The sequence below is a fragment of the Stenotrophomonas sp. YJH_SMC_127 genome (assembly GCF_059372445.1).
Map to the genome: position 1 here is coordinate 271,435 of NZ_JCAFVO010000001.1, position 24,356 is coordinate 295,790.

The 24,356-nt window shown below is 65.3% G+C and carries 22 protein-coding genes and 2 tRNA genes; 3 read left to right on the forward strand and 21 right to left on the reverse strand.

Going from position 1 to position 24,356, the window contains the following annotated elements:
• Positions 1–14: 14 nt before the first annotated feature.
• From rplT to thrS, 4 genes are all read right to left on the reverse strand, one after another.
• Positions 15–374 (reverse strand): 50S ribosomal protein L20, encoded by a 360-nt coding sequence (rplT, locus tag AC5QAB_RS01275; RefSeq protein ID WP_005410435.1) that lies wholly within the window; start codon positions 372–374, stop codon positions 15–17.
• An 11-nt stretch (positions 375–385) separates the two neighbouring features.
• Entirely contained in the window at positions 386–583 is a 198-nt protein-coding gene (rpmI, locus tag AC5QAB_RS01280; RefSeq protein WP_005410436.1) for a 50S ribosomal protein L35, read from the reverse strand.
• Positions 584–849: 266 nt separating this feature from the next.
• Positions 850–1,392: a translation initiation factor IF-3 gene (gene infC / locus AC5QAB_RS01285; protein WP_079222586.1), complete on the reverse strand. Its 543-nt coding sequence runs from the start codon at positions 1,390–1,392 to the stop codon at positions 850–852.
• Between the two features lie 48 nt (positions 1,393–1,440).
• Positions 1,441–3,342, reverse strand: coding sequence for a threonine--tRNA ligase (gene thrS, locus AC5QAB_RS01290; RefSeq protein ID WP_032957627.1), 1,902 nt, complete (start codon positions 3,340–3,342; stop codon positions 1,441–1,443).
• Positions 3,343–3,771: 429 nt separating this feature from the next.
• On the opposite strand from thrS, the gene AC5QAB_RS01295 reads away from it, so the two are divergent.
• From AC5QAB_RS01295 to AC5QAB_RS01305, 3 genes are read left to right on the forward strand one after another with little or no spacing between them, the layout of a single operon-like run.
• Positions 3,772–4,068, forward strand: coding sequence for a hypothetical protein (locus AC5QAB_RS01295; protein WP_005410439.1), 297 nt, complete (start codon positions 3,772–3,774; stop codon positions 4,066–4,068).
• Positions 4,068–4,331 (forward strand): hypothetical protein, encoded by a 264-nt coding sequence (locus AC5QAB_RS01300; RefSeq protein ID WP_032957460.1) that lies wholly within the window; start codon positions 4,068–4,070, stop codon positions 4,329–4,331. The genes AC5QAB_RS01295 and AC5QAB_RS01300 overlap by 1 nt, the downstream gene beginning before the upstream one ends.
• 10 nt (positions 4,332–4,341) lie before the next feature.
• Positions 4,342–5,901 carry a PepSY-associated TM helix domain-containing protein gene (locus AC5QAB_RS01305; protein WP_053495090.1) on the forward strand — a complete coding sequence of 520 codons (1,560 nt, stop codon included), beginning with the start codon at positions 4,342–4,344 and terminating at the stop codon, positions 5,899–5,901.
• A gap of 24 nt (positions 5,902–5,925) precedes the next feature.
• Here AC5QAB_RS01305 and AC5QAB_RS01310 read toward each other — a convergent pair whose 3' ends face one another.
• The 17 genes from AC5QAB_RS01310 to nuoI all read right to left on the reverse strand — a co-directional run bounded on the left by AC5QAB_RS01310 (position 5,926) and on the right by nuoI (position 24,352).
• Positions 5,926–6,330: a VOC family protein gene (locus AC5QAB_RS01310; protein ID WP_032957457.1), complete on the reverse strand. Its 405-nt coding sequence runs from the start codon at positions 6,328–6,330 to the stop codon at positions 5,926–5,928.
• Positions 6,331–6,427: 97 nt separating this feature from the next.
• Positions 6,428–7,618, reverse strand: a complete 1,191-nt coding sequence (locus AC5QAB_RS01315) for a glycosyl hydrolase family 18 protein (RefSeq protein WP_197561160.1) — start codon at positions 7,616–7,618, stop codon at positions 6,428–6,430.
• Positions 7,619–7,905: 287 nt separating this feature from the next.
• Positions 7,906–10,014, reverse strand: a complete 2,109-nt coding sequence (pnp, locus tag AC5QAB_RS01320; protein ID WP_049405012.1) for a polyribonucleotide nucleotidyltransferase — start codon at positions 10,012–10,014, stop codon at positions 7,906–7,908.
• A gap of 151 nt (positions 10,015–10,165) precedes the next feature.
• Positions 10,166–10,426 carry a 30S ribosomal protein S15 gene (gene rpsO / locus AC5QAB_RS01325; RefSeq protein WP_005417886.1) on the reverse strand — a complete coding sequence of 87 codons (261 nt, stop codon included), beginning with the start codon at positions 10,424–10,426 and terminating at the stop codon, positions 10,166–10,168.
• A 173-nt stretch (positions 10,427–10,599) separates the two neighbouring features.
• Positions 10,600–11,508, reverse strand: a complete 909-nt coding sequence (truB, locus tag AC5QAB_RS01330; protein WP_014647857.1) for a tRNA pseudouridine(55) synthase TruB — start codon at positions 11,506–11,508, stop codon at positions 10,600–10,602.
• Positions 11,509–11,615: 107 nt separating this feature from the next.
• Positions 11,616–11,999 (reverse strand): 30S ribosome-binding factor RbfA, encoded by a 384-nt coding sequence (gene rbfA / locus AC5QAB_RS01335; protein ID WP_005410447.1) that lies wholly within the window; start codon positions 11,997–11,999, stop codon positions 11,616–11,618.
• A gap of 132 nt (positions 12,000–12,131) precedes the next feature.
• Positions 12,132–14,777 (reverse strand): translation initiation factor IF-2, encoded by a 2,646-nt coding sequence (gene infB, locus AC5QAB_RS01340; RefSeq protein ID WP_014647858.1) that lies wholly within the window; start codon positions 14,775–14,777, stop codon positions 12,132–12,134.
• A 92-nt stretch (positions 14,778–14,869) separates the two neighbouring features.
• Positions 14,870–16,381, reverse strand: a complete 1,512-nt coding sequence (gene nusA, locus AC5QAB_RS01345; RefSeq protein ID WP_014647859.1) for a transcription termination factor NusA — start codon at positions 16,379–16,381, stop codon at positions 14,870–14,872.
• 4 nt (positions 16,382–16,385) lie between these two features.
• Positions 16,386–16,976 (reverse strand): ribosome maturation factor RimP, encoded by a 591-nt coding sequence (gene rimP / locus AC5QAB_RS01350; protein WP_014647860.1) that lies wholly within the window; start codon positions 16,974–16,976, stop codon positions 16,386–16,388.
• Between the two features lie 366 nt (positions 16,977–17,342).
• Positions 17,343–17,419: transfer RNA gene (locus tag AC5QAB_RS01355), tRNA-Met, on the reverse strand.
• 82 nt (positions 17,420–17,501) lie between these two features.
• Positions 17,502–17,578: transfer RNA gene (locus AC5QAB_RS01360), tRNA-Met, on the reverse strand.
• A gap of 127 nt (positions 17,579–17,705) precedes the next feature.
• The gene (nuoN, locus tag AC5QAB_RS01365) at positions 17,706–19,166 is read right to left on the reverse strand and encodes an NADH-quinone oxidoreductase subunit NuoN (protein WP_032957446.1); all 1,461 of its coding nucleotides are present in this window, start codon (positions 19,164–19,166) and stop codon (positions 17,706–17,708) included.
• A gap of 15 nt (positions 19,167–19,181) precedes the next feature.
• The gene (locus tag AC5QAB_RS01370; RefSeq protein ID WP_495233116.1) at positions 19,182–20,690 is read right to left on the reverse strand and encodes an NADH-quinone oxidoreductase subunit M; all 1,509 of its coding nucleotides are present in this window, start codon (positions 20,688–20,690) and stop codon (positions 19,182–19,184) included.
• A gap of 23 nt (positions 20,691–20,713) precedes the next feature.
• Positions 20,714–22,888 carry an NADH-quinone oxidoreductase subunit L gene (nuoL, locus tag AC5QAB_RS01375; protein WP_197561161.1) on the reverse strand — a complete coding sequence of 725 codons (2,175 nt, stop codon included), beginning with the start codon at positions 22,886–22,888 and terminating at the stop codon, positions 20,714–20,716.
• Between the two features lie 7 nt (positions 22,889–22,895).
• The gene (nuoK, locus tag AC5QAB_RS01380) at positions 22,896–23,201 is read right to left on the reverse strand and encodes an NADH-quinone oxidoreductase subunit NuoK (protein ID WP_005417921.1); all 306 of its coding nucleotides are present in this window, start codon (positions 23,199–23,201) and stop codon (positions 22,896–22,898) included.
• On the reverse strand, positions 23,198–23,854 hold the full coding sequence (locus AC5QAB_RS01385; RefSeq protein WP_014647864.1) for an NADH-quinone oxidoreductase subunit J: 657 nt from the start codon (positions 23,852–23,854) through the stop codon (positions 23,198–23,200). The genes nuoK and AC5QAB_RS01385 overlap by 4 nt, the downstream gene beginning before the upstream one ends.
• A gap of 9 nt (positions 23,855–23,863) precedes the next feature.
• Positions 23,864–24,352: an NADH-quinone oxidoreductase subunit NuoI gene (gene nuoI, locus AC5QAB_RS01390; RefSeq protein ID WP_005410456.1), complete on the reverse strand. Its 489-nt coding sequence runs from the start codon at positions 24,350–24,352 to the stop codon at positions 23,864–23,866.
• Positions 24,353–24,356: the final 4 nt, after the last annotated feature.

Here is a 24,356-nt window from a genome sequence, read left to right on the forward strand (position 1 = left end):
GCATCGGGAAGGACTTATGCCGCCAGCGCGCCCTTGGCCTTTTCGGCCAGCGCAGCAAAACCGGCTGCGTCGTGCACGGCGATGTCAGCCAGGACCTTGCGGTCCAGGGTGATGCCGGCCTTCAGCAGACCGTTCATGAAGCGGCTGTAGCTCAGGCCGTTGATGCGGGCAGCCGCATTGATACGGGTGATCCACAGCGAACGGAAGTTGCGCTTCTTCTGCTTACGGCCGATGTAGGCGTACTGCTGTGCCTTGATGACCGCCTGCTTGGCGACGCGGAAGACCTTGCGGCGGGCGTTGTAATAGCCCTTGGCGAGATCCAGAATCTTCTTGTGGCGGCGACGCGCCTGTACGCCACGCTTAACTCGTGCCATTTTTCAGTTCCTCAGAGGTAAGGGAGCATGCGGTCCAGACGGCCTGCGTCTTCTGCACGGACATGGCCCGTCTGACGCAGATTACGCTTACGCTTGGTCGCTTTCTTCGTGAGGATGTGGCTACGGTTGGCGTGGCCGCACTTGTACTTGCCCGAGGCGGTCTTGCGGAAACGCTTGGCCGCTGCCCGGTTGGTCTTGATCTTGGGCATTGCAATGTCCTTGATGGGATTTGACCCTGGTTTCTGACTGATCTGGCGGCGGCCTGGGCCGCTCTTTCCGTCCTGCCATGATCGGCGTACGACCCGTCCTGGGTGGGTCGAGCCGGGCATGATACAGGCAAAACCGCCTTGCCACCAGCCCCAGCACCCCTTGCGCCGGCATTTCACCGGCATCCTGCAAAAGCAAAGGGACGCCAGTGGCGTCCCCTTACCCTGAACCATTCAGCCAGGCGCCCCGGAAGGCGGCCCGTCAGGCCTCAGGTCTTCTTCTTCGGCGCGATCATCATGACCATCTGACGCCCTTCCAGGCGCGGACGGGATTCAATGACGATGTCCTCGCCCAGATCGGTCTCGATCCGGTTGGCCATTTCGCGACCCAGTTCCTGGTGGCTCATTTCACGGCCACGGAAACGGATGTTGACCTTGATCTTGTCGCCTTCTTCAAGGAACCCGCGCATCTTGCGCAGCTTGATCTGGTAGTCGCCCTCGTCCGTGACCGGACGGAACTTCACTTCCTTGATCTCGACCTGCTTGGTCTTCTTCTTGGCCTCGCTGGCCTTCTTCTGCGCTTCGAACTTGAACTTGCCGAAGTCCATGATCTTGCAGACCGGCGGATCGGCCTGCGGCTGGATTTCGACCAGGTCCAGGCCTTCATCTTCGGCCATGGACAGCGCTTCGTCGCGCGACAACACGCCGATCATTTCTCCGTCACTGCCGATCACGCGGACGCGCGGCACACGGATTTCCTGATTCTTGCGGTTCTGTTTGTTGTCAGGGGTGCTGATATTACGTTCTCCCAAGGGTATCGAACCGGTCCGGGTGCCTGTGCCCCCGGACCGGACCTTTGCTTACGCGCCCTCGGCCTGGAGCCGCTCGATGAAGGCCTGCAGGCTCATGCTGCCCAGGTCTTCGCCAGAACGCGTACGCACCGCCACAGCCCCATTTTCCTTCTCGCGGTCACCAATGACCAGCAGGTAGGGCACGCGCTGCAACGTATGCTCGCGGATTTTATAGCCGATCTTCTCGTTACGCAAATCCGAGCTGACGCGGAAGCCTTGCTCCGCAAGGGTTTTGGTCACGCCCGAGACGTAGTCGGCCTGGGCGTCGGTGATGTTGGCCACCACCACCTGGGTCGGCGCCAGCCAGGCCGGGAACTGGCCGGCATGGTGCTCGATCAGGATGCCCAGGAAGCGCTCCATCGAGCCGACGATGGCGCGGTGCAGCATGACCGGATGCTTCTTCTGGCTGTTCTCATCCACGTACTCGGCGCCGAGGCGGCCCGGCATCATGAAGTCGACCTGCATGGTGCCCAGCTGCCAGGTACGGCCGATGGCGTCCTTCAGGTGGTACTCGATCTTCGGGCCGTAGAAGGCGCCCTCGCCCGGCAGCTCCTGCCATTCCACGCCACAGGCGGACAGCGCCGAACGCAGTGCGCCCTCGGCCTTGTCCCAGGTGGCGTCGTCGCCCAGGCGCGATTCCGGACGCAGCGCGATCTTGATCTGGATCTCGTCGAAGCCGAAGTGCTGGTAGACCGCCAGCGCCTGCTGGTGGAACGCGGTCACTTCCGATTCGATCTGGCTCTCGGTGCAGAACACATGGCCGTCGTCCTGGGTGAAACCACGCACGCGCAGGATGCCGTGCAGCGCGCCGGACGGCTCGTTGCGGTGGCAGGAACCGAACTCACCGTAGCGGATCGGCAGGTCGCGGTAGCTGTGCAGGCCCTGGTTGAACACCTGGATGTGGCCCGGGCAGTTCATCGGCTTGACCGCGTAGGTGCGCTTCTCCGACTCGGTGAAGAACATGTTGTCCTGGTAGTTGTCCCAGTGGCCGGACTTCTTCCACAGGCTCACGTCCAGGATCTGCGGGCAGCGCACTTCGCCGTAGCCGCTGCTGCGGTAGACCTTGCGCATGTACTGCTCGACCACCTGCCACAACGCCCAGCCCTTCGGGTGCCAGAACACCAGGCCCGGCGCCTCTTCCTGCAGGTGGAACAGGTCCTGCTGCTTGCCGATGCGGCGGTGGTCGCGCATCTCGGCTTCCTCGATGCGCTTGATGTACGCCTCGAGCTGCTTCTTGTCGGCCCAGGCGGTGCCGTAGATGCGCTGCAGCTGTTCGTTCTGCGCATCGCCGCGCCAGTAGGCGCCGGAGATGCGGGTCAGCTTGAAGGCCTTCAGGAAGCGCGTGTTCGGCACGTGCGGGCCGCGGCACATGTCCACGTATTCCTGGTGGTAGTACATGCCCATCGCCTGGATGTCGTCGGACATGTCCTCGATCAGGCGCAGCTTGTAGTCCTCGCCACGGGCCTTGAAGATCTCGATCACTTCGGCGCGCGGCGTCATCTTCTTGATGACGTCGTAATCCTGGGCGATCAGCTCACCCATGCGCTTCTCGATCGCGGCCATGTCGTCCGGGGTGAACGGGCGCTCGGAATAGATGTCGTAGTAGAAGCCCTCGGCGATCACCGGGCCGATCACCATCTTCACGTCCGGGTACAGCTGCTTGACGGCGTGGCCGACCAGATGGGCGCAGGAGTGGCGGATGATCTCCACGCCCTCCTCGTCCTTGGCGGTGATGATGCGCAGGCTGGCATCGTGGTCGATGACGTCACTGGCATCGACCAGCACGCCATCGACCGAGCCGGCGATGGTGGCCTTGGCCAGGCCGGCACCGATCGACTGGGCGACGTCCATGACGCTGACGGGGTTTTCGAACTCGCGGCGGCTGCCGTCGGGAAGGGTAATGTTGATCATCGCATTGGCTTCGTGCGGGGCCCGCTGGGCGGGCTGGAAAGCGTTCCCGGGCCATTGCCCGGGCAATAAAAAAGCGCCGCGAGGGCGCCTGGAACACAGGGCCTTCGGGGGCAGGTCAACAGTGGGCGGTGGTAGTGCTCATGTCGCACGCTCGGCCGGCGCTGGGCGCGGGCCACCTTGTTCCAGTCAGGGTTCTGCGACGATCTTAAACCAGCACACCGGAAAGCCCAAGGCCTACCGTACGGTCCGCTGAATGGCCCTCGCTGGCGGCGTGAAAACGCAATGATTACCATGTCCGCGCAGCCCGCCCCGTGCCAGCCTGCCCGCTTCCCCCCAGGACCTCGTGATGCGCCACCCGCTCCGACCGGCTCCCGCCGGCCCCGCCCGTGCCCCGCGTTCGCCGGCCCGCTGCCATGGCGGCCGCCCGCAATGATCACCGTCGGCCTTTCCACGCTGGGCTTCTGCAGCCTGGGCATGCTGGCGGCGATGTTCTCGGCACTGGCCTTCTATGCCGCCTCGCCGCACTGCCGTTGGCCGCGCCTGCGCCGCGCCGGACGCCTCGGCCGCCAGATCGGCCTGGTCGCCGCCGCGGCCGCGTTGTGGCTGTGGATGGCCGAACTCGGCTTTGCTGCTGGCCTGGTGGCGATGCTGTGCACCTGGATGCTGGCGGCGATGCTGCTGCCGGCGCTGGCCGCCTGGCATCGCCCCGGCACGGAGTCGCCCTGATGTGGCCGCGCGCCTTCGCCGGCATCGTGGCCGGCTTCTTGCTGGCCGCGGCCGCGACCGGGCTGGTGACCTGGTTGCCGCCGGGCCCCTGGCAGAACGCGCTGGTGCCCAGCCTGATCACGTTCATCCCGCTGTGGATGCTGGCTGCCCTGTGGGCGTTCAGCTTCCGCAGCGCGCTGCGCGCCTGGGTGACACTGGCCGGCAGCGCTGCGGCCGGCTTCGCCGTGCTGACGCTGCTGCGCCTGACCGGCGCGGTGCAATGAGACTCCGCCCATGAAGTTCAGCTCGCAGACCCTGCGTACGTTCACCACCCTGCACACCTGGGTCGGCCTGGTTGCCGGCTTCGGCCTGTTCGTGGCCTTCTACGCGGGTGCGCTGACCCTGTTCCACCACGACCTGCCGCTGTGGCAGACGCCCGGTGCAGCCACCGCGTTACCGGCGGGCCTGGACGACGCGCAGTACCTGCTGGAAGACGTGCTGGCGGCACACCCGGAGGCCCGCCGCCACGTCGGCATGACGTTCCCCGGCGCCGAACATCCGCAACCCCTGGCCTACTGGCAGGCCGACGACGGCAGCTGGCGCTATGCCTGGCCGGGCCAGATCGCCGGCAGCCCGACGCCGCCACAGACCGGGCTGGCCGAACTGGTCAACGAACTGCACTACAGCCTCGGCCTGCCGGTGGCCGGCATCTACGTGATGGGCATCGTCAGCCTGCTGTATGGCATGGCGCTGCTGAGCGGCCTGGTGATCCACCTGCCGAAGCTGTTCGGCGACCTGTTCGCGCTGCGTCCGGGCCGCAACCTGAAACAACTGTGGCAGGACGCGCACAACGTGATCGGCGTGCTCAGCCTGCCCTTCCACCTGATGTTCGCGGTCACTGGCGCCCTGCTCTGCCTGGTGTTCGTGCAGATGGCCCTGCTCAATCCACTGATCTACGACGGCAAGGCCCTGCAGGCGGTACCGACTGCAATGGACACCGCGCCGGTGCGCGACGCCAGTGGCATCCCGGCACCGCCGGGCAGCCTGCGCCTGCTGCATGCGCGCGCGCTTGAAGTAGCCCGCGCACAGGGCGTGGCCAACTTCGAGCCGGCCTACCTGAAGCTGGCCAACGCCGGCGATGCCAACGCCACGATCGAGATCACGGGCGAATCCACCGGCACACTCGGGCCGCTCGGTTCGGTGGCCCTGGACGTGGCCACCGGCAACGTCCTGGCCTCCCAGCTGCCGGGCCAGCGCGATGCCAACCACGCCACGCTCAGCGCCGCCTATGCCCTGCACTTCGGCGAGTTCGGCAACGGCGTGGTGGTCTGGCTGTACTTCCTGCTCGGCCTCGGCGGTGCGTTCCTGTTCTACTCCGGCAACCTGTTGTGGATCGAGTCGCGGCGCAAGCGTCGCCAGCCGCAACAGCCACGCGCCGGGGTGAACATGGCGCGGGCCACGGTCGGCGTGTGCATCGGCCTGTGCGTGGCGATCTCGGTCGCTTTCATCACCGCGCTGGTGCTGGAGCGGTTGGCACCGTCGGCGGTCGACCACGGCATCCGCTGGGCCTGCTTCGGCAGCTGGGCAGCCTGTGCGCTGTGGGCTGCACTGCGCCGCCCCGCGCAGGCGGCGCGCGAGCTGCTGTGGGCCGCAGCGCTCAGCACTGCACTGGTGCCGGTCCTGCACGGCGCACTCAATGGTGACTGGCTGTGGCGCGCCGCCGCGCGTGGCCATTGGCCGCTGTTCTGGGTCGATGCCATCGCGCTGGCCATGGCCTTCGGCTTCGCTCGCCTGGCCGTCGCCAGCCAGCGCCGCGCCCGCAACGGCGACCCCAACAGCGTCTGGGCCAACTGAGTCTTCGCCGGGCATGGCCCGGCGCTACCGCTGCGGGTGTTCTTCGCCCGGGTAACGACTCACTTCGATCAGGTTGCCATCCGGGTCGCGGAAGTACACCGATTCGATCGGTCCCAGCGCACCGGTACGTGTGGCCGGCCCCTCCTCCACCACGATGGCCTGCGCCTGCAGGTGCGCCAGCACATCGACCATTGCCGTATGCGTGACCAGGCACAGATCGGCACTGCCCGGCGTGGGTCGCAGCGCATGCGGCTGCAGTGGCGCGCTGGCCGGATGCAGGTTGATCTTCTGCTGGCCGAACTGCAGCGCGGTACGGCCAGCGCCGAAGCGCACGACCTGCATGCCGAGCACGCGCTGGTAGAAGTCACAGCTGCGTTCGATGTCGGCCACGGTGAGGACCAGGTGGTCCAGGCGTTCGAGATGGATCATGCCCAAAGCGTAGCGCCGCCGGCGTCGTCGCAATGTGCGGTGTCGGGTCGATGGCGTTGCCGCCTGGCGCCGTGCATGGCCCGGCGCCATCAGTGACTCAATCGCCGATGCGCGCCTTCTGCCACGGGCCGAGCATCGCGTTGAGCAGGCTGGCCTGCTCGTCGTCGCCGGTCAGCTCCCACATGAACACCCCGGCCAGGCCCTGCTCGCGGGCGAACCGGGCACGCAGGCCGATCGAGCGCGGGTCTTCATAGCTGATGAAGATCTTCTGCACGGCGTTGTACAGCCACGGGCTCTGCGCCTGCGGCTGCCAGTGCCTCACCCAACCCGGCTGGTCGAGATAGCGCGCCTTGATCACCCGCCAGTCGCCGGCGTCGGCCGGTGCGCTGTAGGGCTGATACAGGCCATCCGGCGCATCGCCGGTGACCTTGAAGCCGCGCCCATAGAACGGCACGCCCAGCACCAGCTTGTCGGCCGGCACACCGTGCTCGCGGTAGTACTGCACCGCGCCGGCCACGTTGTTCCAGCGCCGCAGCTCCGGCGCCAGCGGATCGGCCGGCACTTCATGCAGGGGCGCATTGAAGGTCGACACCGATGAGAAGCCGGTGCCCATGTCGTAGCTCATCAGGTTGATGAAATCGAACACCTTGGCCAGCGCCGGCAGGTCGTAGCTCGCCGCCGGATCATAGGGGCCATCGGTCTGCAGGCGACCGGCGGCCAGCGCGGCGGTCAGCAGCATTGGCTGCCCCACCTTGCGCCCGTGCGCGTCGAGTGCCACGCGGAACGCCTGCGCGAGCCTGGTCAGGTTGGCGCGATCCTGCGGGCGATGCGCCAGCTCCTTCGGCCCGCCACTGACCGGGAACTCCCAGTCGATATCCACGCCATCGAAGCTGCCAGCATGGTGATCGAAGAACAGTGCCATGCATGAGTCCACCAGGCGCTTGCGGCTGGCCTCGGTCAACGCTGCATCGGAGAACCCACCCGCACCCCAGCCACCGATCGAAATCAGCGTGTGCAGGTGCGGATGCGCCTTCTTGAGCTCGGCCAGCGCGGCGAAGTTCTTCGGCGCTTCCGCGCCGACCGCGCAGCGGCCGTCCTCGATGGTGGAGAACGCATAGAACAGATGGGTCAGGCGCTCGGCGGGAATGCTCGACACCGGATAGCGCTCGGCCGAGCCGCCGGGGTAGTAGGCACCGAAGATCGGCGGCGGCGCCGGCGCGGCGCGCGCAGCGATGGGCACGGCACCGGCAATCAGCACGGCAAGGACGGCCACGGTCTGGCGGAACATGGGATCTCCCGGTTCGAAGGCGCCGCCACGTTAGCAAACCGATGTGGCTGTGGGACGGTTGTCGCGGCATGTCGTCCCGTGGACAGCCGTGATCCGCGCAACCGTGACAGAACGATGGCCACGTGGCGGCGCTCACGCACTGCAGCAGGACATGCAGCGACCTGGATGAGCGGCACTGCATGACATCAAGGCAAAGAAAAAGCGGGCCGAAGCCCGCTTTTTCAATTCAGCGATTCCAGAAGCGTGTCAACCAAGGTTGACACCTACCGTAATCGACCGGAGGTCGATTACTCGGCGCTGGCGGCGTCGCCTTCTTCCACGGCCTTCATCGACAGGCGGATACGGCCCTGCTTGTCGACTTCCAGCACCTTGACCTTGACCACATCGCCTTCCTTCAGCACGTCGCCGACCTTCTCGACGCGATCGCTGGAGATCTGCGACACGTGGACCAGACCGTCCTTGCCCGGCAGGATCGTGACGAACGCACCGAAGTCCATGATCTTGGCGACCTTGCCTTCGTAGATGCGGCCCGGCTCGACGTCCGAGGTGATCTGCTCGATGCGGGCCTTGGCGGCCTGGGCAGCGATGGCATTGACCGAAGCGATGACGATGGTGCCGTCATCCTGGATGTCGATCTGGGTGCCGGTTTCCTTGGTGATGGCCTGGATGGTCGAGCCACCCTTGCCGATCACTTCGCGGATCTTGTCCGGGTGGATCTTGATGGTCAGCAGGCGCGGCGCGTAGTCCGACAGCTCTTCACGCGGAGCGGTCAGGCCGTGGGCCATTTCGCCCAGGATGTGCAGACGACCAGCCTTGGCCTGCTGCAGAGCCTGCTTCATGATCTCTTCGGTGATGCCTTCGATCTTGATGTCCATCTGCAGGGCGGAAATGCCCTCAGCGGTACCGGCCACCTTGAAGTCCATGTCGCCCAGGTGATCTTCGTCACCCAGGATGTCGGACAGGACGACGAAGCGCTCGCCTTCCTTCACCAGGCCCATGGCGATACCGGCCACCGGCGCCTTCACCGGCACGCCGGCGTCCATCAGGGCCAGCGACGAGCCGCAGACCGATGCCATCGACGAGGAACCGTTCGACTCGGTGATTTCCGAGACGACGCGGATGGTGTACGGGAAGGATTCCAGCGACGGCATGACAGCCAGCACGCCGCGCTTGGCCAGGCGACCGTGGCCGATTTCGCGGCGCTTCGGGCCCATCATGCGGCCGCACTCACCCACCGAGAACGGAGGGAAGTTGTAGTGGAACAGGAAGTTTTCCTTGTACTCACCGGCAACGGCGTCAATGACCTGGCCGTCACGGGCGGTGCCCAGGGTGATGGTCACGATGGCCTGGGTTTCGCCACGGGTGAACAGCGAGGAACCGTGGGTACGCGGCAGCACGCCGGTCTTCACGGTGATCGGGCGGACGGTGTCCAGCGCACGACCGTCGATACGGACCTTGGTGTCCAGCACCGAGTCACGCATGGTGCGGTATTCCAGTTCGCCGAATTCCTTCGACAGCTCGGCCGGGTTCCAGCCTTCAGCGGCCACGCGACCAGCCAGGGCTTCGAACACGTCCTTCTTGATCGCCGAGATGGCGTCGCGGCGCTGCAGCTTGTCACGCACCTGGAAGGCTTCGCCCAGGCGCGGGCCGATGGCTTCCTTCAGGGCGGAGATCAGCGCTTCGTTCTTGGCCGGGGCTTCCCAGGTCGACGGCTTGGTGCCGGCTTCGACGGTCAGCTCGTTGATCGCGTTGATGACCTTCTGCATTTCGCGGTGACCGAAGGTCACGGCGCCCAGCATCACTTCTTCGGACAGCAGCGCGGCTTCGGATTCAACCATCAGCACGGCGTTGGAGGTACCGGCGACGACCAGCTCCAGCTGCGAGTCAGCCAGTTCGCTGACGGTCGGGTTCAGGATGTACTCGCCGTTCTTGTAACCGACCTTGGCCGCGCCGATCGGACCCATGAACGGGGTGCCAGCCAGGGCCAGGGCAGCCGAAGCACCGATCAGGGCCGGGATGTCACCGTCCACGTCCGGGTTCAGCGACATCACCGTGGCGATGATCTGCACTTCGTTCTTGTAGTCTTCCGGGAACAGCGGGCGGATCGGACGGTCGATCAGACGCGAGATCAGGGTTTCCTTCTCGGTCGCACGGCCTTCGCGCTTGAAGAAACCACCTGGGATACGGCCGCCGGCGTAGAACTTTTCCTGATAATCGACGGTCAGCGGGAAGAAGTCCTGGCCTTCGCGCGCGCTCTTGGCGGCGACGGCGGTGACCAGCAGTACGGTGTCGTCCATCTTGACGATGACGGCGCCGCTGGCCTGACGGGCGACTTCGCCGGTCTCAAGCGTGACGGTGTGCTTGCCGTACTGGAAGGTTTTGGTGATTTTTGCCACGGAGGGTGTCCTTGGGGATGCTGTCTGCGAATTTGGACCGTCGGCGACCCTTGCCGCCAGCGGGTGGCCGGATCGTTCCGGCCTGAATCGGGGATTGCGGTACTACAAAACAAAACCGCGGCGCATCGCTGCGCCGCGGGGGATTCGTTGCTTAGCGACGCAGGCCAAGCTTCTCGATCAGGGCCTTGTAGCGCTCGACGTCCTTCTTCTTCAGGTAGTCGAGCAGGCTGCGACGGCGGTTGACCATCTGCAGCAGGCCGCGGCGGCTGTGGTGGTCCTTCTTGTGGGTCTTGAAGTGGCCGGTCAGCAGTTCGATGCGGGCGGTCAGCAGTGCAACCTGGACTTCCGGGGAGCCGGTGTCAGCCGCGCTGCGCTTGTTGTCTTCAATGACCTTCTGGGTGTCGATCGACATTTCTTTTTTCTCTGTGATGCGTGGCCGGCAGGAACGCGCTTCGCGCACCGCCAGGCTCGCCGTGGACTACGAGGATGAAACCTGCGCGAGGCAGGTTGCCGGAAAACGGCCGCGAAATTGTAACGGCCGGGGGCGTCCGGGACAAGGACCGGGACTGAACCGGCAGGCCCCGGTCAGAGGTTGAAACGGCGCTGCGGGGCCAGCAGGCCACTCTCGTCGACCTGGCCCAGGCCCTGGACAGCATCGTCCGGACCGAACACGGCCACCAGGCCGCGCGGCCAGGACAGGTCGCGCTGGCGCTGGCCCACGCAGAACCGGTGGGCCTGGTCGGCGTCCAGGTCGACCCTCGGGTATTCAGCCAGGCCGGCCGCCAGCGGCAGCAGCAACGCGTCCATGCCAGCCTCGTCACCGGCCTCGACCATCGCCCGCAGCTGGTCCAGGGTGACCATGGCAGGCTCGCGGAACGGCTCGACCCAGAGCCGGCGCAGCGCGCTGATGTGGGCGCCACAGCCCAGGCGTTCGCCGAGGTCGCGGGCCAGGCTGCGGATATAGGTGCCGGAACCACAGGTCACGCGCAGCCGCAGCCGTTCCGGCTGCTGCTCCAGCACCTCGATGGCGTGTACCTGCACCTCGCGTTCGGGCGCTTCGATGACGTCACCGCGGCGGGCCTTCACATACAGCGGTTCACCGCCCTGCTTCAGCGCCGAATAGATCGGGGCACGCTGGCGGATGGTGCCGGTCAGCGGCGCCAGCGCAGCCTGCAGGGCCTGGGCACTGATCGCCGGCACCGGGCGCTGCAGCAGTACCTGGCCTTCGGCATCGTCGGTATCGGTGGTCTGGCCGAGCACGATCTCGGCGTCGTAGGCCTTGGCCGAACCCAGCAGCAGGCCGGCGATCTTGGTCGCCTCGCCGAAACACAGCGGCAGCAGGCCGGTGGCCAGCGGGTCGAGGCTGCCGGTATGGCCGCCCTTCTCGGCGCGGAACAGGCGGCGCGCCACCTGCAGGGCGGCGTTGGAGCTCATGCCGGTCGACTTGTCGAGCAGCAGGATGCCATCCAGGCGACGGAACTGAATTCGGGTCATGACAGGAAAGTGTTGGGACGGGCCATGCTCGGCTGCCGCAGCGCGGCCTGCATCAGACATCGCGCAGCCGGAATGCAGCAACGCCGGGCATGCCCGGCGTCGCGCGGTTATTCTTCGTCGCTCTCGCGACGCTTCTCGGCGGCCAGCGTGTCGGGCAGGTCGCGCAGGATGTTGTCGATGTGCTCACCACGATCGACCGAGTCATCGTAGTGGAAATGCAGCTCCGGCACGTGGCGCAGCTTCATCGCGCGGGCCAGGTCCATGCGCAGGCGGTAGCCCAGTTCCTTCAGGCCGGCCACGGCTTCAGCCGAACGTTCCGGCATCAGCGCGGTGACGAACACCTTGGCATGGGCCATGTCGCGGGTGATTTCCACGTCGGACACGCTCACCGAGGGCAACCCGTGCTCGCGCACGGCGTTGTGCACCAGGGTGCCGAGTTCACGGCGCAGCTGGGCGGAGACACGGTCGGTTCGATGGAAAGTCTTGGGCACGAGGAGCTCTTGGTTCAGTTGTCGCCCGACCAACGGTCGGGCACTACCTTTGATTCGATTGTCGCCCGACCAACGGTCGAGCGCTACAGGTACATGGTGGGGCCCGACCGTTGGTCGGGCCACCTTGCAGCATTACAGGGTGCGCGGCACTTCGATACGTTCGAAGCACTCGATCTGGTCACCCGGCTTGACGTCGTTGTAGGCCTTCACCGCGATACCGCATTCGGTACCGTTGCGGACTTCCTCGACGTTCTCCTTGAAGCGACGCAGCGATTCCAGCTCGCCCTCGAAGATCACCACGCTGTCGCGCAGGACGCGGATCGGCTTGTTGCGCTTGACCACACCCTCGATGACCATGCAGCCGGCGACGGCACCCAGCTTCGAGCTGCGGAAGACGTCGCGGACCTCGGCGATACCGATGATCTCTTCGCGGATCTCCACGCCCAGCAGACCGGAGGCCACCTGCTTCACCTGGTCGATCACGTCATAGATGATCGAGAAGTAACGCAGGTCGACACCATTGGATTCGATGATGCGACGGGCCGAAGCGTCCGCACGCACGTTGAAGCCGATGACGGTGGCCTTCGAAGCGGCGGCCGAGTTGGCGTCCGACTCGGTGATGCCACCCACGCCGGAGTGGATCACGTTGATGCGGATGTCTTCGTTGGACAGCGCGACCAGTGCCTGGCTCAGCGCCTGCACCGAACCCTGCACGTCGGCCTTGATGACCAGGTTGAGGACCTGCTGGCCCTCGCCCTTGCCCAGGGTCGCCATGATGTCTTCCATGCGGCTGCCAGCGGTGGCCACCAGGCGCGATTCACGGCGCTTGGTCTCGCGCTGCTGGGCAACGTCCTTGGCCAGGCGCTCGTCCTCGACGACCACGAAGTCGTCACCAGCTTCCGGCACGCCGGACAGGCCCAGGACCTGCACCGGGATGGACGGGCCGGCGAACTCCGGCTGCTTGCCGGTTTCGTCGAACAGCGCACGCACGCGGCCGTACTGGATGCCGCACACCAGGTAGTCGCCCTTCTTCAGGCGGCCCTGCTGCACCAGCACCGTCGCGACCGGGCCGCGGCCCTTGTCCAGCGACGATTCGATCACCACGCCCGAGGCGCGGCCTTCATCGACCGCCTTCAGTTCCAGCAGTTCGGCCTGGATCGAGATGGCGTCCAGCAGGTCGTCGATGCCCAGGCCGGTCTTGGCCGAGATCTCCACCATCTGGGTGTCACCACCGAAGTCTTCGGCCACGACCTGCTCGGACAGCAGTTCGTTCTTGACCCGCATCGGATCCGCGTCGGACTTGTCGATCTTGTTGATCGCCACGATCAGCGGCACACCCGCCGAACGGGCGTGCTGGATCGCTTCCTTGGTCTGCGGCATGACGCCGTCATCGGCGGCCACGACCAGCACCACGATGTCGGTCAGCTTGGCGCCGCGCGCACGCATCGAGGTGAAGGCGGCGTGGCCCGGGGTGTCCAGGAAGCTGATCACGCCCTTCGGCGTATCGACGTGGTAAGCGCCGATGTGCTGGGTGATGCCACCCGCTTCGCCGGTGGCGACCTTGGTGCGGCGGATGTAATCCAGCAGCGAGGTCTTGCCGTGGTCGACGTGGCCCATGATGGTGACCACCGGCGGACGCTGGGTGGCTTCGCCCTGGTTTTCACCGGTCGAGGCCAGCAGTGCGTCTTCGGCGTCGTTGTCGTTGGCGCGGATCGCCTTGTGGCCGAGTTCTTCGGTCACCAGCGCGGCGGTGTCGTGGTCGATGGACTGGGTGATGGTCGCCATCACGCCCATCTTGAACAGCGCCTTGACCACCTCGCCGCCCTTCAGCGCCAGCTTCTGCGCCAGGTCGGCCACGGTGATGGTGTCGCCGATCGCCACTTCACGCACCACCGGTGCAGTCGGACGCTCGAAGGCGTGCGGGCCGGCATTGTTGCCACCGCGCGACATGTCGCGACGGCCACCGGCCTGGTTGCGCCCGCCCGGACGACCCCGGGTGTTGCTGTTGTTGCTGTTGCCACGACGCGCACGGTCGGCGGCCGACAGGTGCATCTGGCCAGCGAAACGGTCACCCGGGCCACGCTCGTTGCGCGGCGCGCTGCGGTTGTTGCGGTCGTCGTTGCGCGGCGGCGGCGGTGCACCACGCGGCGCAGCCGGGGCTGCGGCCGGGGTGCGCGGCGGGCGCGGCGCGGTTTCGTCGATCGGAGCACGCTTGGGCTTGCTGGCAGCCAGCGTCTCGGCCGCCTTGGCGGCAGCCGCAGCTTCCTCGGCAGCCTTCTTCTCGGCCTCGGCGCGTTCCTTGGCGGCGGCCTCTTCCTCACGGGCACGGACGATGGCTTCGTCGCGCAGACGATCCTTCTCGGCCAGGGCCTGCTGTTCGGCAAGGTTGCGGGCGCGCGACTCTTCCAGCTTGCGCAGGATGTCGGCGCGCTCTTCGTCCGGGGTCATGGCGCGAGCACCATCCTTGACGTAGGTACGCTTCTGGCGCACCTCGACATTCACGGTCGTCTTGCTGCGACCGGAATTGACCGTCACTTCCTGCTGCTTCCGGCGGTTGAGCGTGATCTTCTTCGCAGACTGATCGGTCTCTTCCGGGGCCTGCTCGGGCTTGCCGTGCGAACGACGAAGGAAGCCCAGGAGCTTCACCTTCTCGGAGCTGGTCACGACCTGGTCGGGACCGCTGAACTTCATGCCGGCACCGGCCAGCTGTTCCAGCAGTTTTTCGACCGGCGTGTTGACCAGTTCGGCAAGCTTGCGGATGGTGGTTTGCTGCGACATTCGGATCCTATGATCTTGTGGGCGCCCCCCCGCATGTGGAGGTGGCGCGGATTCTACGCCCTGAGCGGCTCAGGGCCCTGTTCATTGCCGGCTCATTCGCCGCGTTCCAGTCGGGCGATCTCCTCGGCACGGGCGGCCAGGATCAGCGCAGCGGCGCGCGCCTGATCCAGTCCTTCGATGCCGAAGTCCATGACCTCGTCGGCGGCCAGGTCGGACAGATCCTCGCTGGTACGCACGCCGTGGCCGGCCAGCGCGTATGCGGTGGCTTCGTCCATGCCCTTCAGGGACAGCAGGTCCTGCGCCGGCTGGCCGTCTTCAAGGCCTTCCTCGACTGCCAGGGCCTCATTGAGCAGCGCATCGCGGGCACGAGCGCGCAGCTCTTCGACGATGTCCTCGTCGAAACCTTCCACGGCCAGCAGTTCGCCGACCGGGACATATGCGATTTCCTCGACGGTGCCGAAGCCTTCGCTGACCAGGATGCCGGCGATTTCCTCGTCCACTTCCAGCTTGTCCATGAACAGCTGGCGGGCCGCAGCCTGCTCGGCTTCCGACTTGGCGGTGACCTGGTCCTGGGTCATCACGTTGAGCTGCCAGCCGGTCAGGCGGCTGGCCAGGCGCACGTTCTGGCCGCCCTTGCCGATCGCCTGGGCCAGGCGGTCTTCGGCAACGGCCAGGTCCATCGAGTGCTTGTCTTCATCGACGATGATCGACTGCACTTCGGCCGGCGCCATCGCGTTGATGACGAAGTTGGCGGGGTTGTCGTTCCACAGCACGATGTCCACGCGCTCGCCATTAAGCTCGTTGGACACGGCCTGCACGCGCGAACCGCGCATGCCGATGCAGGCGCCGATCGGATCGGTGCGCTGGTCGTGGGCCAGCACGGCGATCTTGGCGCGGTCGCCCGGGTCACGTGCACAGGCCTTGATTTCCACCAGGCCCTGGCCGACTTCCGGCACTTCCAGCTTGAACAGCTCGATCATGAATTCCGGGGCGGCACGGCTGATGAACAGCTGCGGGCCACGCGGCTCCGAGCGCACTTCGGCCAGGTAGCCGCGCACGCGGTCACCGGCGCGCAGCACGTCGCGCGGGATGCCCTTGTCCTTCGGGATGAAGCCTTCGGCGTTGCCACCGAGGTCGACATAGATGTTGCCGCGCTCGGCGCGCTTGACCACGCCGGTGATCAGCTCACCCACGCGATCCTTCCACGCATCCACGACCTGCTGGCGCTCGGCTTCGCGCACGCGCTGGACGATGACCTGCTTGGCGGCCTGGGCAGCGATGCGGCCGAAATCCGGGTTCTCGATCTGCTCTTCGATGTAGTCGCCGACCTCGACGCCTTCGGCTTCATCGACGGCATCCATCAGGCGGATCTGGCGGTCCGGCGATTCCATGACCACGTCATCGGCCACCACTTCCCAGCGGCGGAAGGTTTCGTAGCTGCCGTCCTTGTGGTCGATGACCACGCGGGTCAGCACTTCCTCGTCGGGATAGCGCTTCTTCGCTGCCGAGGCCAGGGCGGCCTCGATGGCATCGAAGATCACTTCACGCGGCACGCCCTTCTCGTTGGCGACTGCGTCGACTACCAGCAACAGTTCCTTGCTCATTGGCTCACTCCGCGCGCGGCTTCTTTGCCGCCGGCTCGTTGGAAGAAGAATTCGTGTTCGGCTTCGGACGCTTCGGTGCCGGACCGGTCGGCTTGCTCGGGGCCAGCCCCAGCGCCACCCAGTCGGGCATGATCCGTGCCTTGTCGATGTTGTCGGCCGACACGACCACTTCGGCCTTGTCGACGATGAAAGTGATGGTCCCCGCCGCCTCGTCGGTCGCCTCGATACGACCCTGCAGGCGACGACGGTTGTCCTGCGGCAGCTTCAGCGTGACCTTCGCCGATTCGCCGAGGTGACGGCCGAACTGCTCCAGGCTGAACAGAGGACGGTCGACGCCCGGCGAGGACACTTCCAGCGTGTAATTGCCGCTGATCGGGTCCTCGACGTCCAGCTGCGCCGACACTTCGCGGCTGACCCGCTCGCAGTCGTCGACATTGATGATGCGCTCGGGCTGTTCAGCCAGCGGCACGTCGATGTAAAGGCGCAGGGTCGCACCGCCGGGGGCCGGCAGATACTCAACGCCCAGCAGCTCCAGGCCCAGCGACACAACGGTCGGGGCGAGCAGATTCGCGATGTCGGTTGCCTTGTCGCTCACAGCCTGCCTTGATCTCTATGGTTGGGTGCCGGCCTTGGCCGGCGTGGAAACGTGACGCCCCGGAAACGACAAAGGGCCCGTTGGGCCCCTTTTCCGGAAAGACTCCGGTGACTGGATTCCGGTTGCAACCTGCATTGCCTGCCGGTTGCGGCCCTCCTTCCGGGTCCGGACTCCCGCTGGGAGGCCGCCTTCAGGGGTACTGCTAGGCCGCTGATGATAGCGACTGCACCGCGCTGGTGCAAGGTGCGGACCCGGGTCAGATCCCTTTTCCCGTGGATAAGGGATCTGACCCCGATCACGCAGAAACAACGCAGACCCCAAAGAAAAACGCCCTCGAAGCAGGACTTCGAAGGCGATCTCTTTACTTGGTAGCGGGGGCAGGATTTGAACCTGCGACCTTCGGGTTATGAGCCCGACGAGCTGCCAGACTGCTCCACCCCGCATCAGAAGCGGAATCATGAGGCATTGCTGCGACAAATGCAAGCTTTCCCTCATTCATCGAACCGGTTGGCGCCGATCCGACGTTGGTAGCGGGGGCAGGATTTGAACCTGCGACCTTCGGGTTATGAGCCCGACGAGCTGCCAGACTGCTCCACCCCGCACCGGAAGTGTTTGAACTGCTGCCCTGCTCTTTCGAGGAGGGCTACCGCAACGATGTTCTGGCTGAACCGCTGCAGTGACAACTCAGGCTGCGCATATTACACGAATCGCGCAGCTTTGTGTCAACTTTCATGCAAGATGCGCAAATGCCTGCTGGCACCAGACCATGATCGGGTTCCAGGCCAGGCCCAGCGCGAGCAGCGCCAGGGCATTCACGCCCAGCACCACGCCCAGCACGCGGTCGTTGCTGCGCGGCATGGCCTCGCCCACCGGCTCATCGAAGTACATGACCTTGATGACGCGCAGGTAGTAGAAGCAGCCGACGACGGCGCACAGCACGCCGAGGATGGCCAGCCACAGCAGGCCGCCGTTGACGGCCGCGCCCAGCACCGCCAGCTTGGTCCAGAAGCCCAGGAACGGCGGGATGCCGGCCAGCGACGCCATGATGCACAGCACCAGGCCGGCCATCCACGGGTTGCGGGCGTTCAGGCCCTTGAAGTCCTCGATGTTCTCGGCTTCAAAGCCGGCACGCGACAGCGCGATGATCGCGCCGAAGGCGGCGGTGGACATGATCGCGTAAGCCAGTGCGTAGAACAGCGCGGCGGCGTAGCCCTGCGAACCGCCACCGGCGATGCCCATCAGCAGGAAGCCGATGTGCGAGACGGTGGAGAACGCCAGCATGCGCTTGAGGTTGCTCTGCGCGATGGCCATCAGGTTGCCGATGACCAGCGATACCGCGGCCAGGCCGGCAATCAGCAGCTGCAGTTCGGTCGACAGCGGGCCCACGCCCATTTCCAGCAGGCGGTAGGCCATGCCGAACGCGGCCAGCTTCGGCGCCGAGCTGATGAACAGTGCGATCGGTGCCGGGGCACCCTGGTACACGTCCGGCAGCCACATGTGGAACGGCGCGGCACCCAGCTTGAAGGCGACGCCGGCGATCATGAACACCGCACCGGTGATCAGCAGCACGCGCTCTTCCGAGTGCGGGATGGCCTCGCGGATCACATCCAGGTGCAGGCTGCCGGTGGCGCCGTAGATCAGCGACATGCCGTAGAGCAGCAGGCCCGAGGCCAGCGAACCCAGCACGATGTACTTCATCGCCGCTTCCGAGGCCAGGCCGCTTTCGCGGTTGCTGGCGACCAGGGCGTAGGAGCACAGCGCCAGCAGTTCCAGGCCCAGGTAGACCATCAGCAGGCTGCCGGCCGAGACCAGGATCATCATGCCGGCGGTGCCGAACAGGATCAGCACCGGGATCTCGCCCTGGAACAGGTCGCGATCACGCAGGTAGCGCCAGCCGTAGACCAGGGTCAGGCCGCTGAGCAGCACGATCCCGGTCTTCATCACGTCCGCGGCGGTATCGCGCACGAACATGCCATGGAAGACCTCCCCCTGCCCGCCCACGCCGGTGGCCAGCATGAACAGCACCACGGCCAGCGCAGCGAGCGAGAACAGGTGGGTGACGATCTTGTTCCGGTTGCTGACGAACAGGTCGAGGATCATCAGGGCGAAGGCGCTGCCGATCAGCACCAGCTCGGGAGCGAGCGGTGGCAGGTCAGCGGCGGTCAATGGCAGCAGCGGCGAGGTGGTCATCATCAAATCCTGGAATTACAGCAGCTTGCTGGATGCGATCTGCATCGCCAGCTTCGCGATCGAGGGCTCCATCAGGTCGGTCAGCGGCTTGGGGTAGATGCCCAGGGCCAGCACGCCGATGGCGAACACGCCCAGCACCAGCCATTCGCGGCCGTTGATGTCCTTCAGTTCGGCAACATGGCTGTTGGCCACTTCACCGAAGAAGATGCGCTTGTACAGCCACAGGGTGTAGGCGGCGCCGATGATCAAGGTGGTGGCCGCGCCCAGGGCGATCCACGGATTACGCTGGAAGGCCGAGAGGATGACCATGAACTCGCCAACGAAACCGCTGGTACCCGGCAGGCCCGCGTTGGCCATGAAGAACAGCATCGCGAAGGTGGCGAACCACGGCATCACGTTGACCACGCCGCCGTAATCGGCGATGCGGCGGCTGTGCATGCGGTCGTACAGCACGCCGACGCAGGAGAACATCGCGCCGGACACGAAGCCGTGCGAGATCATCTGCACCATGGCGCCCTGCAGGCCCAGGCGGGCGGCATCGGCGTTGCCGGCTTCGCGCACCAGCCACAGGGCGATGAAGGTGCCCAGGGTGACAAAGCCCATGTGCGCGATCGACGAATAGGCGATCAGCTTCTTCATGTCGTCCTGCACCAGGGCGACCAGGCCGACGTAGATCACCGCGATCAGCGACAGTGCGATCACCAGCCAGGCCCACTCCTGCGACGCGTCCGGGACGATCGGCAGGTTGAAGCGCAGGAAGCCGTAGCCACCGATCTTCAGGGCGATCGCGGCCAGGATCACCGAACCGGCGGTCGGCGCTTCCACGTGGGCGTCCGGCAGCCAGGTGTGGACCGGGAACATCGGCACCTTGACCGCGAAGGCGATCAGGAAGGCGAAGAAGATCCAGGTCTGCTCCTTGGCCGACAGCGGCAGCGCGTACAGGTCGGCCAGCTGGAAGCTGCCGCCCTTCATGTACAGGTAGATCAGCGCCACCAGCATCAGCACCGAGCCGAGGAAGGTGTACAGGAAGAACTTCAGCGCGGCGTAGATGCGGCGCGGACCGCCCCAGACACCGATGATCAGGAACATCGGGATCAGCATCGCTTCGAAGAACACGTAGAACAGCATCGCGTCCGTCGCGGCGAAGATGCCGACGGTGACACCTTCCAGGATCAGGAAGGCCGCCACGTACTGGTTCACGCGCTTGTCGATGGCGCTCCAGGCGCCGATCAGGGCAAGCACGCTGACCAGGGTGGTCAGCAGGATCAGCGCCACGGCAATGCCGTCCACGCCCAGGTTGTAGCCGATCTTGTACGCCGGGATCCAGGCATGGGTCTCGACGAACTGCAGACCATCGACGCCTGCGTTGTAGCCGCTCAGCAGCGAGAGGCTCGCCACGAAGGTCAGCACCGCTACGCCCAGCGACGCCCAGCGGGCGGTCTGCGCATCACGGATCGAAAGGATCAGGGCACCACCGATGATCGGCAGCCAGATGAGGACACTGAGTAGAGGCCAGTTCGACACGTCTTCTTATTCCGTACAGGTCATCAACGCAGGTAATGCATCAGCACGCCCAGCAGGGCAATCAGGCCGATGATCATCGCGAAGGCGTAGTGATAGAGGAAACCGGATTGGGTACGACGCAGCACGCCGGCTGCGACGTCCACAACACGTGCCGAGAGATTGACCACGCCGTCGACGATGTTGCTGTCGACCCAGCGCGAGACCTTGCCCAGCTTGACGCTGCCACCGGCAAAGCCATCGATCCACAGCTTGTCGAAGCCGTACTTGTTTTCCAGTACCGACACCAGCGGAGCAAAGGTCTTGCGGGCCTTGCCCGACAGGTCCGGCTTCCACAGGTAGAACAGTGCGGCCAGCAGGAAGCCCGCAACGGTCAGCATGAACGCCGGAGCCATCATGCCATGCAGCGCGAAGGCGACCGGGCCATGGAACTCCTCACCCAGGAAGCCGATGGTGTTCTTGGCCGGATCGTAGAAGTCGACGATGCCGGTGAAGAACGTGTGCGCCTGGCCCTTGATGGCATCGTGCGCGTGGTTGCCGGCCCAGTCGGTGCCGTACAGCATCGGGCCGATGCTGAAGAAACCGATGGCGATCGACGGGATGGCCAGCAGGATCAGCGGCAGGGTCACCACCCACGGGGTTTCGTGCGGCTCGTGCGGACCGTGGCCATGGCCGTGGTCGTCGTGGCCATCACCATGGTGTGCATCGCCGTGGTGGGCGTCGGCGGCGTGGTGATCGTCATGGCCGTGGCCGTGATCGTCATGCGCGTCGCGGAAACGCTCCTTGCCGTGGAAGGTCAGGAACAGCAGGCGGAAGCTGTAGAAGCTGGTGACGATCACGCCACCCAGCACCGCCCAGTAGCCATAGGTGGCCACCCAGCTGTTGGACAGGTGCGCGTGCAGCTCGGCCGCCTCGATGATGGTGTCCTTCGAGTAGAAGCCGGAGAAGAACGGCGTGCCGACCAGCGCCAGGGTACCGATCCACATGGTGATGAAGGTGATCGGCATGTACTTGCGCAGGCCGCCCATCTTGCGCATGTCCTGCTCGTGGTGCATCGCGATGATGACCGAGCCGGCGCCCAGGAACAGCAGGGCCTTGAAGAAGGCGTGGGTCATCAGGTGGAACACGGCAGCCGAATAGGCCGACACGCCCAGCGCAACCGTCATGTAGCCCAGCTGCGACAGAGTCGAGTACGCGACCACGCGCTTGATGTCGTTCTGCACGATGCCGATCAGGCCGGTGAAGAACGCGGTGGTGGCACCGATGAACAGCACGAAGTTCAGCGCGGTCTGCGACAGCTCGAACAGCGGCGACATGCGGGTGACCATGAAGATACCGGCGGTCACCATCGTCGCGGCGTGGATCAGTGCCGAGATCGGGGTCGGGCCTTCCATCGAGTCCGGCAGCCACACGTGCAGCGGGACCTGGGCCGACTTGCCCATGGCACCGATGAACAGGCAGATGCAGATGACGGTGGCGATCGACCAGATCACCGGCTCGTTCAGCAGCTGCATGCCCAGCAGCGTGCCGTCCCAGATCTGCAGCTGGGCGCGCGGGTCGGCCAGCATGCCGGCCTGCGAGAACACCTGCGAGTAGTCCAGGGTGCCGAACACCCACAGCACGCCGGCGATGCCCAGCAGGAAGCCGAAGTCACCGACGCGGTTGACCAGGAACGCCTTCATGTTGGCGAAGATCGCGGTCGGGCGCTTGAACCAGAAGCCGATCAGCAGGTACGACACCAGGCCCACCGCTTCCCAGCCGAAGAACAGCTGCAGGAAGTTGTTGCTCATCACCAGGGTGAGCATCGAGAAGGTGAACAGCGAGATGTAGCTGAAGAACCGCTGGTAGCCCGGATCGTCCTGCATGTAGCCGATCGTGTAGATGTGGACCAGCAGCGACACGAAGGTCACCACCACCATCATCATCGCGGTCAGCTTGTCGACCATGAAACCGACGTGGGCCGAGTACTGGCCGACTTCGAAGAACGTGTAGATGTTCTGGTTGAACGGCTGCGCCCCGCCCCACAGCAGCTGGTAGAGCGTATACATCGACAGGCCGCAGGCCACCGCGACGCCGAGGATGGTGATGGTCTGCGCGCCGAAGCGCTTGACCTGGCGACCGAACAGGCCGGCGATGATGCTGCCGAACAGCGGTGCGAGCACCACTGCGATCAACAGACTCTTGGAGAGAGTGATTTCCATCTGTGGATCAGCCCTTCAACGAATCGACTTCGCCGACATTGATCGTGCGGCGTGTACGGAACAGGGTCACCAGGATCGCCAGGCCGATGGCGGCTTCCGCGGCGGCGACGGTCAGGATGAAGAACACGAACAGCTGGCCGGACGGATCGCCCAGCTGACGCGAGAAGCCGACGAAATTGATGTTCACCGACAGCAGCATCAGCTCGATCGACATCAGCAGGACGATGACGTTCTTCCGGTTGAGGAAGATACCGGCCAGGCTGATGGCGAACAGCACCGCGCCCAGCGCGAGGATATGGCCAAGGGTAATCACGGCTGGGTCTCCTCGCCGGCGACCGGCTTGCTGTTGCTGTGCACGACCGGTGCTTCGGCACCCATCTTGACCATGCGCAGGCGCTGGCCGGCCTTGACCATGGTCTGCTGGCCCGGGTTCTGGCTCTTCACGCCGGTACGGCGACGCAGGGTCAGCATCACGGCGGCTACCACGGCCACGGTCAGGATGACGGCGGCGAACTCGAACGGCAGCAGGTACTCGGTGAACAGCGTGCGTGCCAGCCAGGTGATGTTGGAGCTGTCGGCGGCGACCGCAGCGGCGTTGTCGGCCGGGAACGGCGTGACCGAACGCGCCTTGACCCCGATCAGGATCAGCATCTGCGCCAGCATCGCGACCGCGACAATCAGGCCGACCGGCAGGTAGCGCACCCAGCCCTCACGCAGCTTGGTGGGGTCGATGTCCAGCATCATCACCACGAACAGGAACAGCACCATCACCGCACCGACGTAGACCAGCACCAGCGCCACACCGAGGAACTCGGCGCCCACCAGCAGCCACACGCAGGCGATGGAGAAGAAGGTCAGCACCAGGCAGAGCACGGCGTGAACCGGGTTGCGCACGCTGATCACCGCACCGGCCGAAACCGTTGCCGCGATGGCGAACACCCAGAAAGCGATATTTACCCAATCCATCTCTCGACCTCAGCGGTAAGCGGCATCGGCGGCGCGACGCTCGGCGATCTCGTTTTCGAGACGGTCGCCCAGGGCCAGCAGCTGCGGCTTGGTAACGATGTTTTCGCCACGATTCTCGAAGTGGTACTCGAGGATGTGGGTTTCGACGATCGAGTCCACCGGGCAGCTTTCCTCACAGAAGCCACAGAAGATGCACTTGAACAGGTCGATGTCATAACGCGTGGTGCGGCGGGTGCCGTCCTCGCGCTTGGCCGAGTCGATGGTGATGGCCAGCGCCGGGCACACCGCTTCGCACAGCTTGCAGGCGATGCAGCGCTCTTCGCCGTTGGGATAACGGCGCAGCGCATGCAGGCCACGGAAGCGCGGCGACTGCGGGAACTTCTCCATCGGGTACATCATCGTGTACTTCGGCTTGAAGCTGTACTTCAGCGTCAGCCAGAGGCCCGCCAGCAGTTCGAGCAGCAGCAGGCTCTTGAAGTAATGGGTAATCCTGTTCATCACT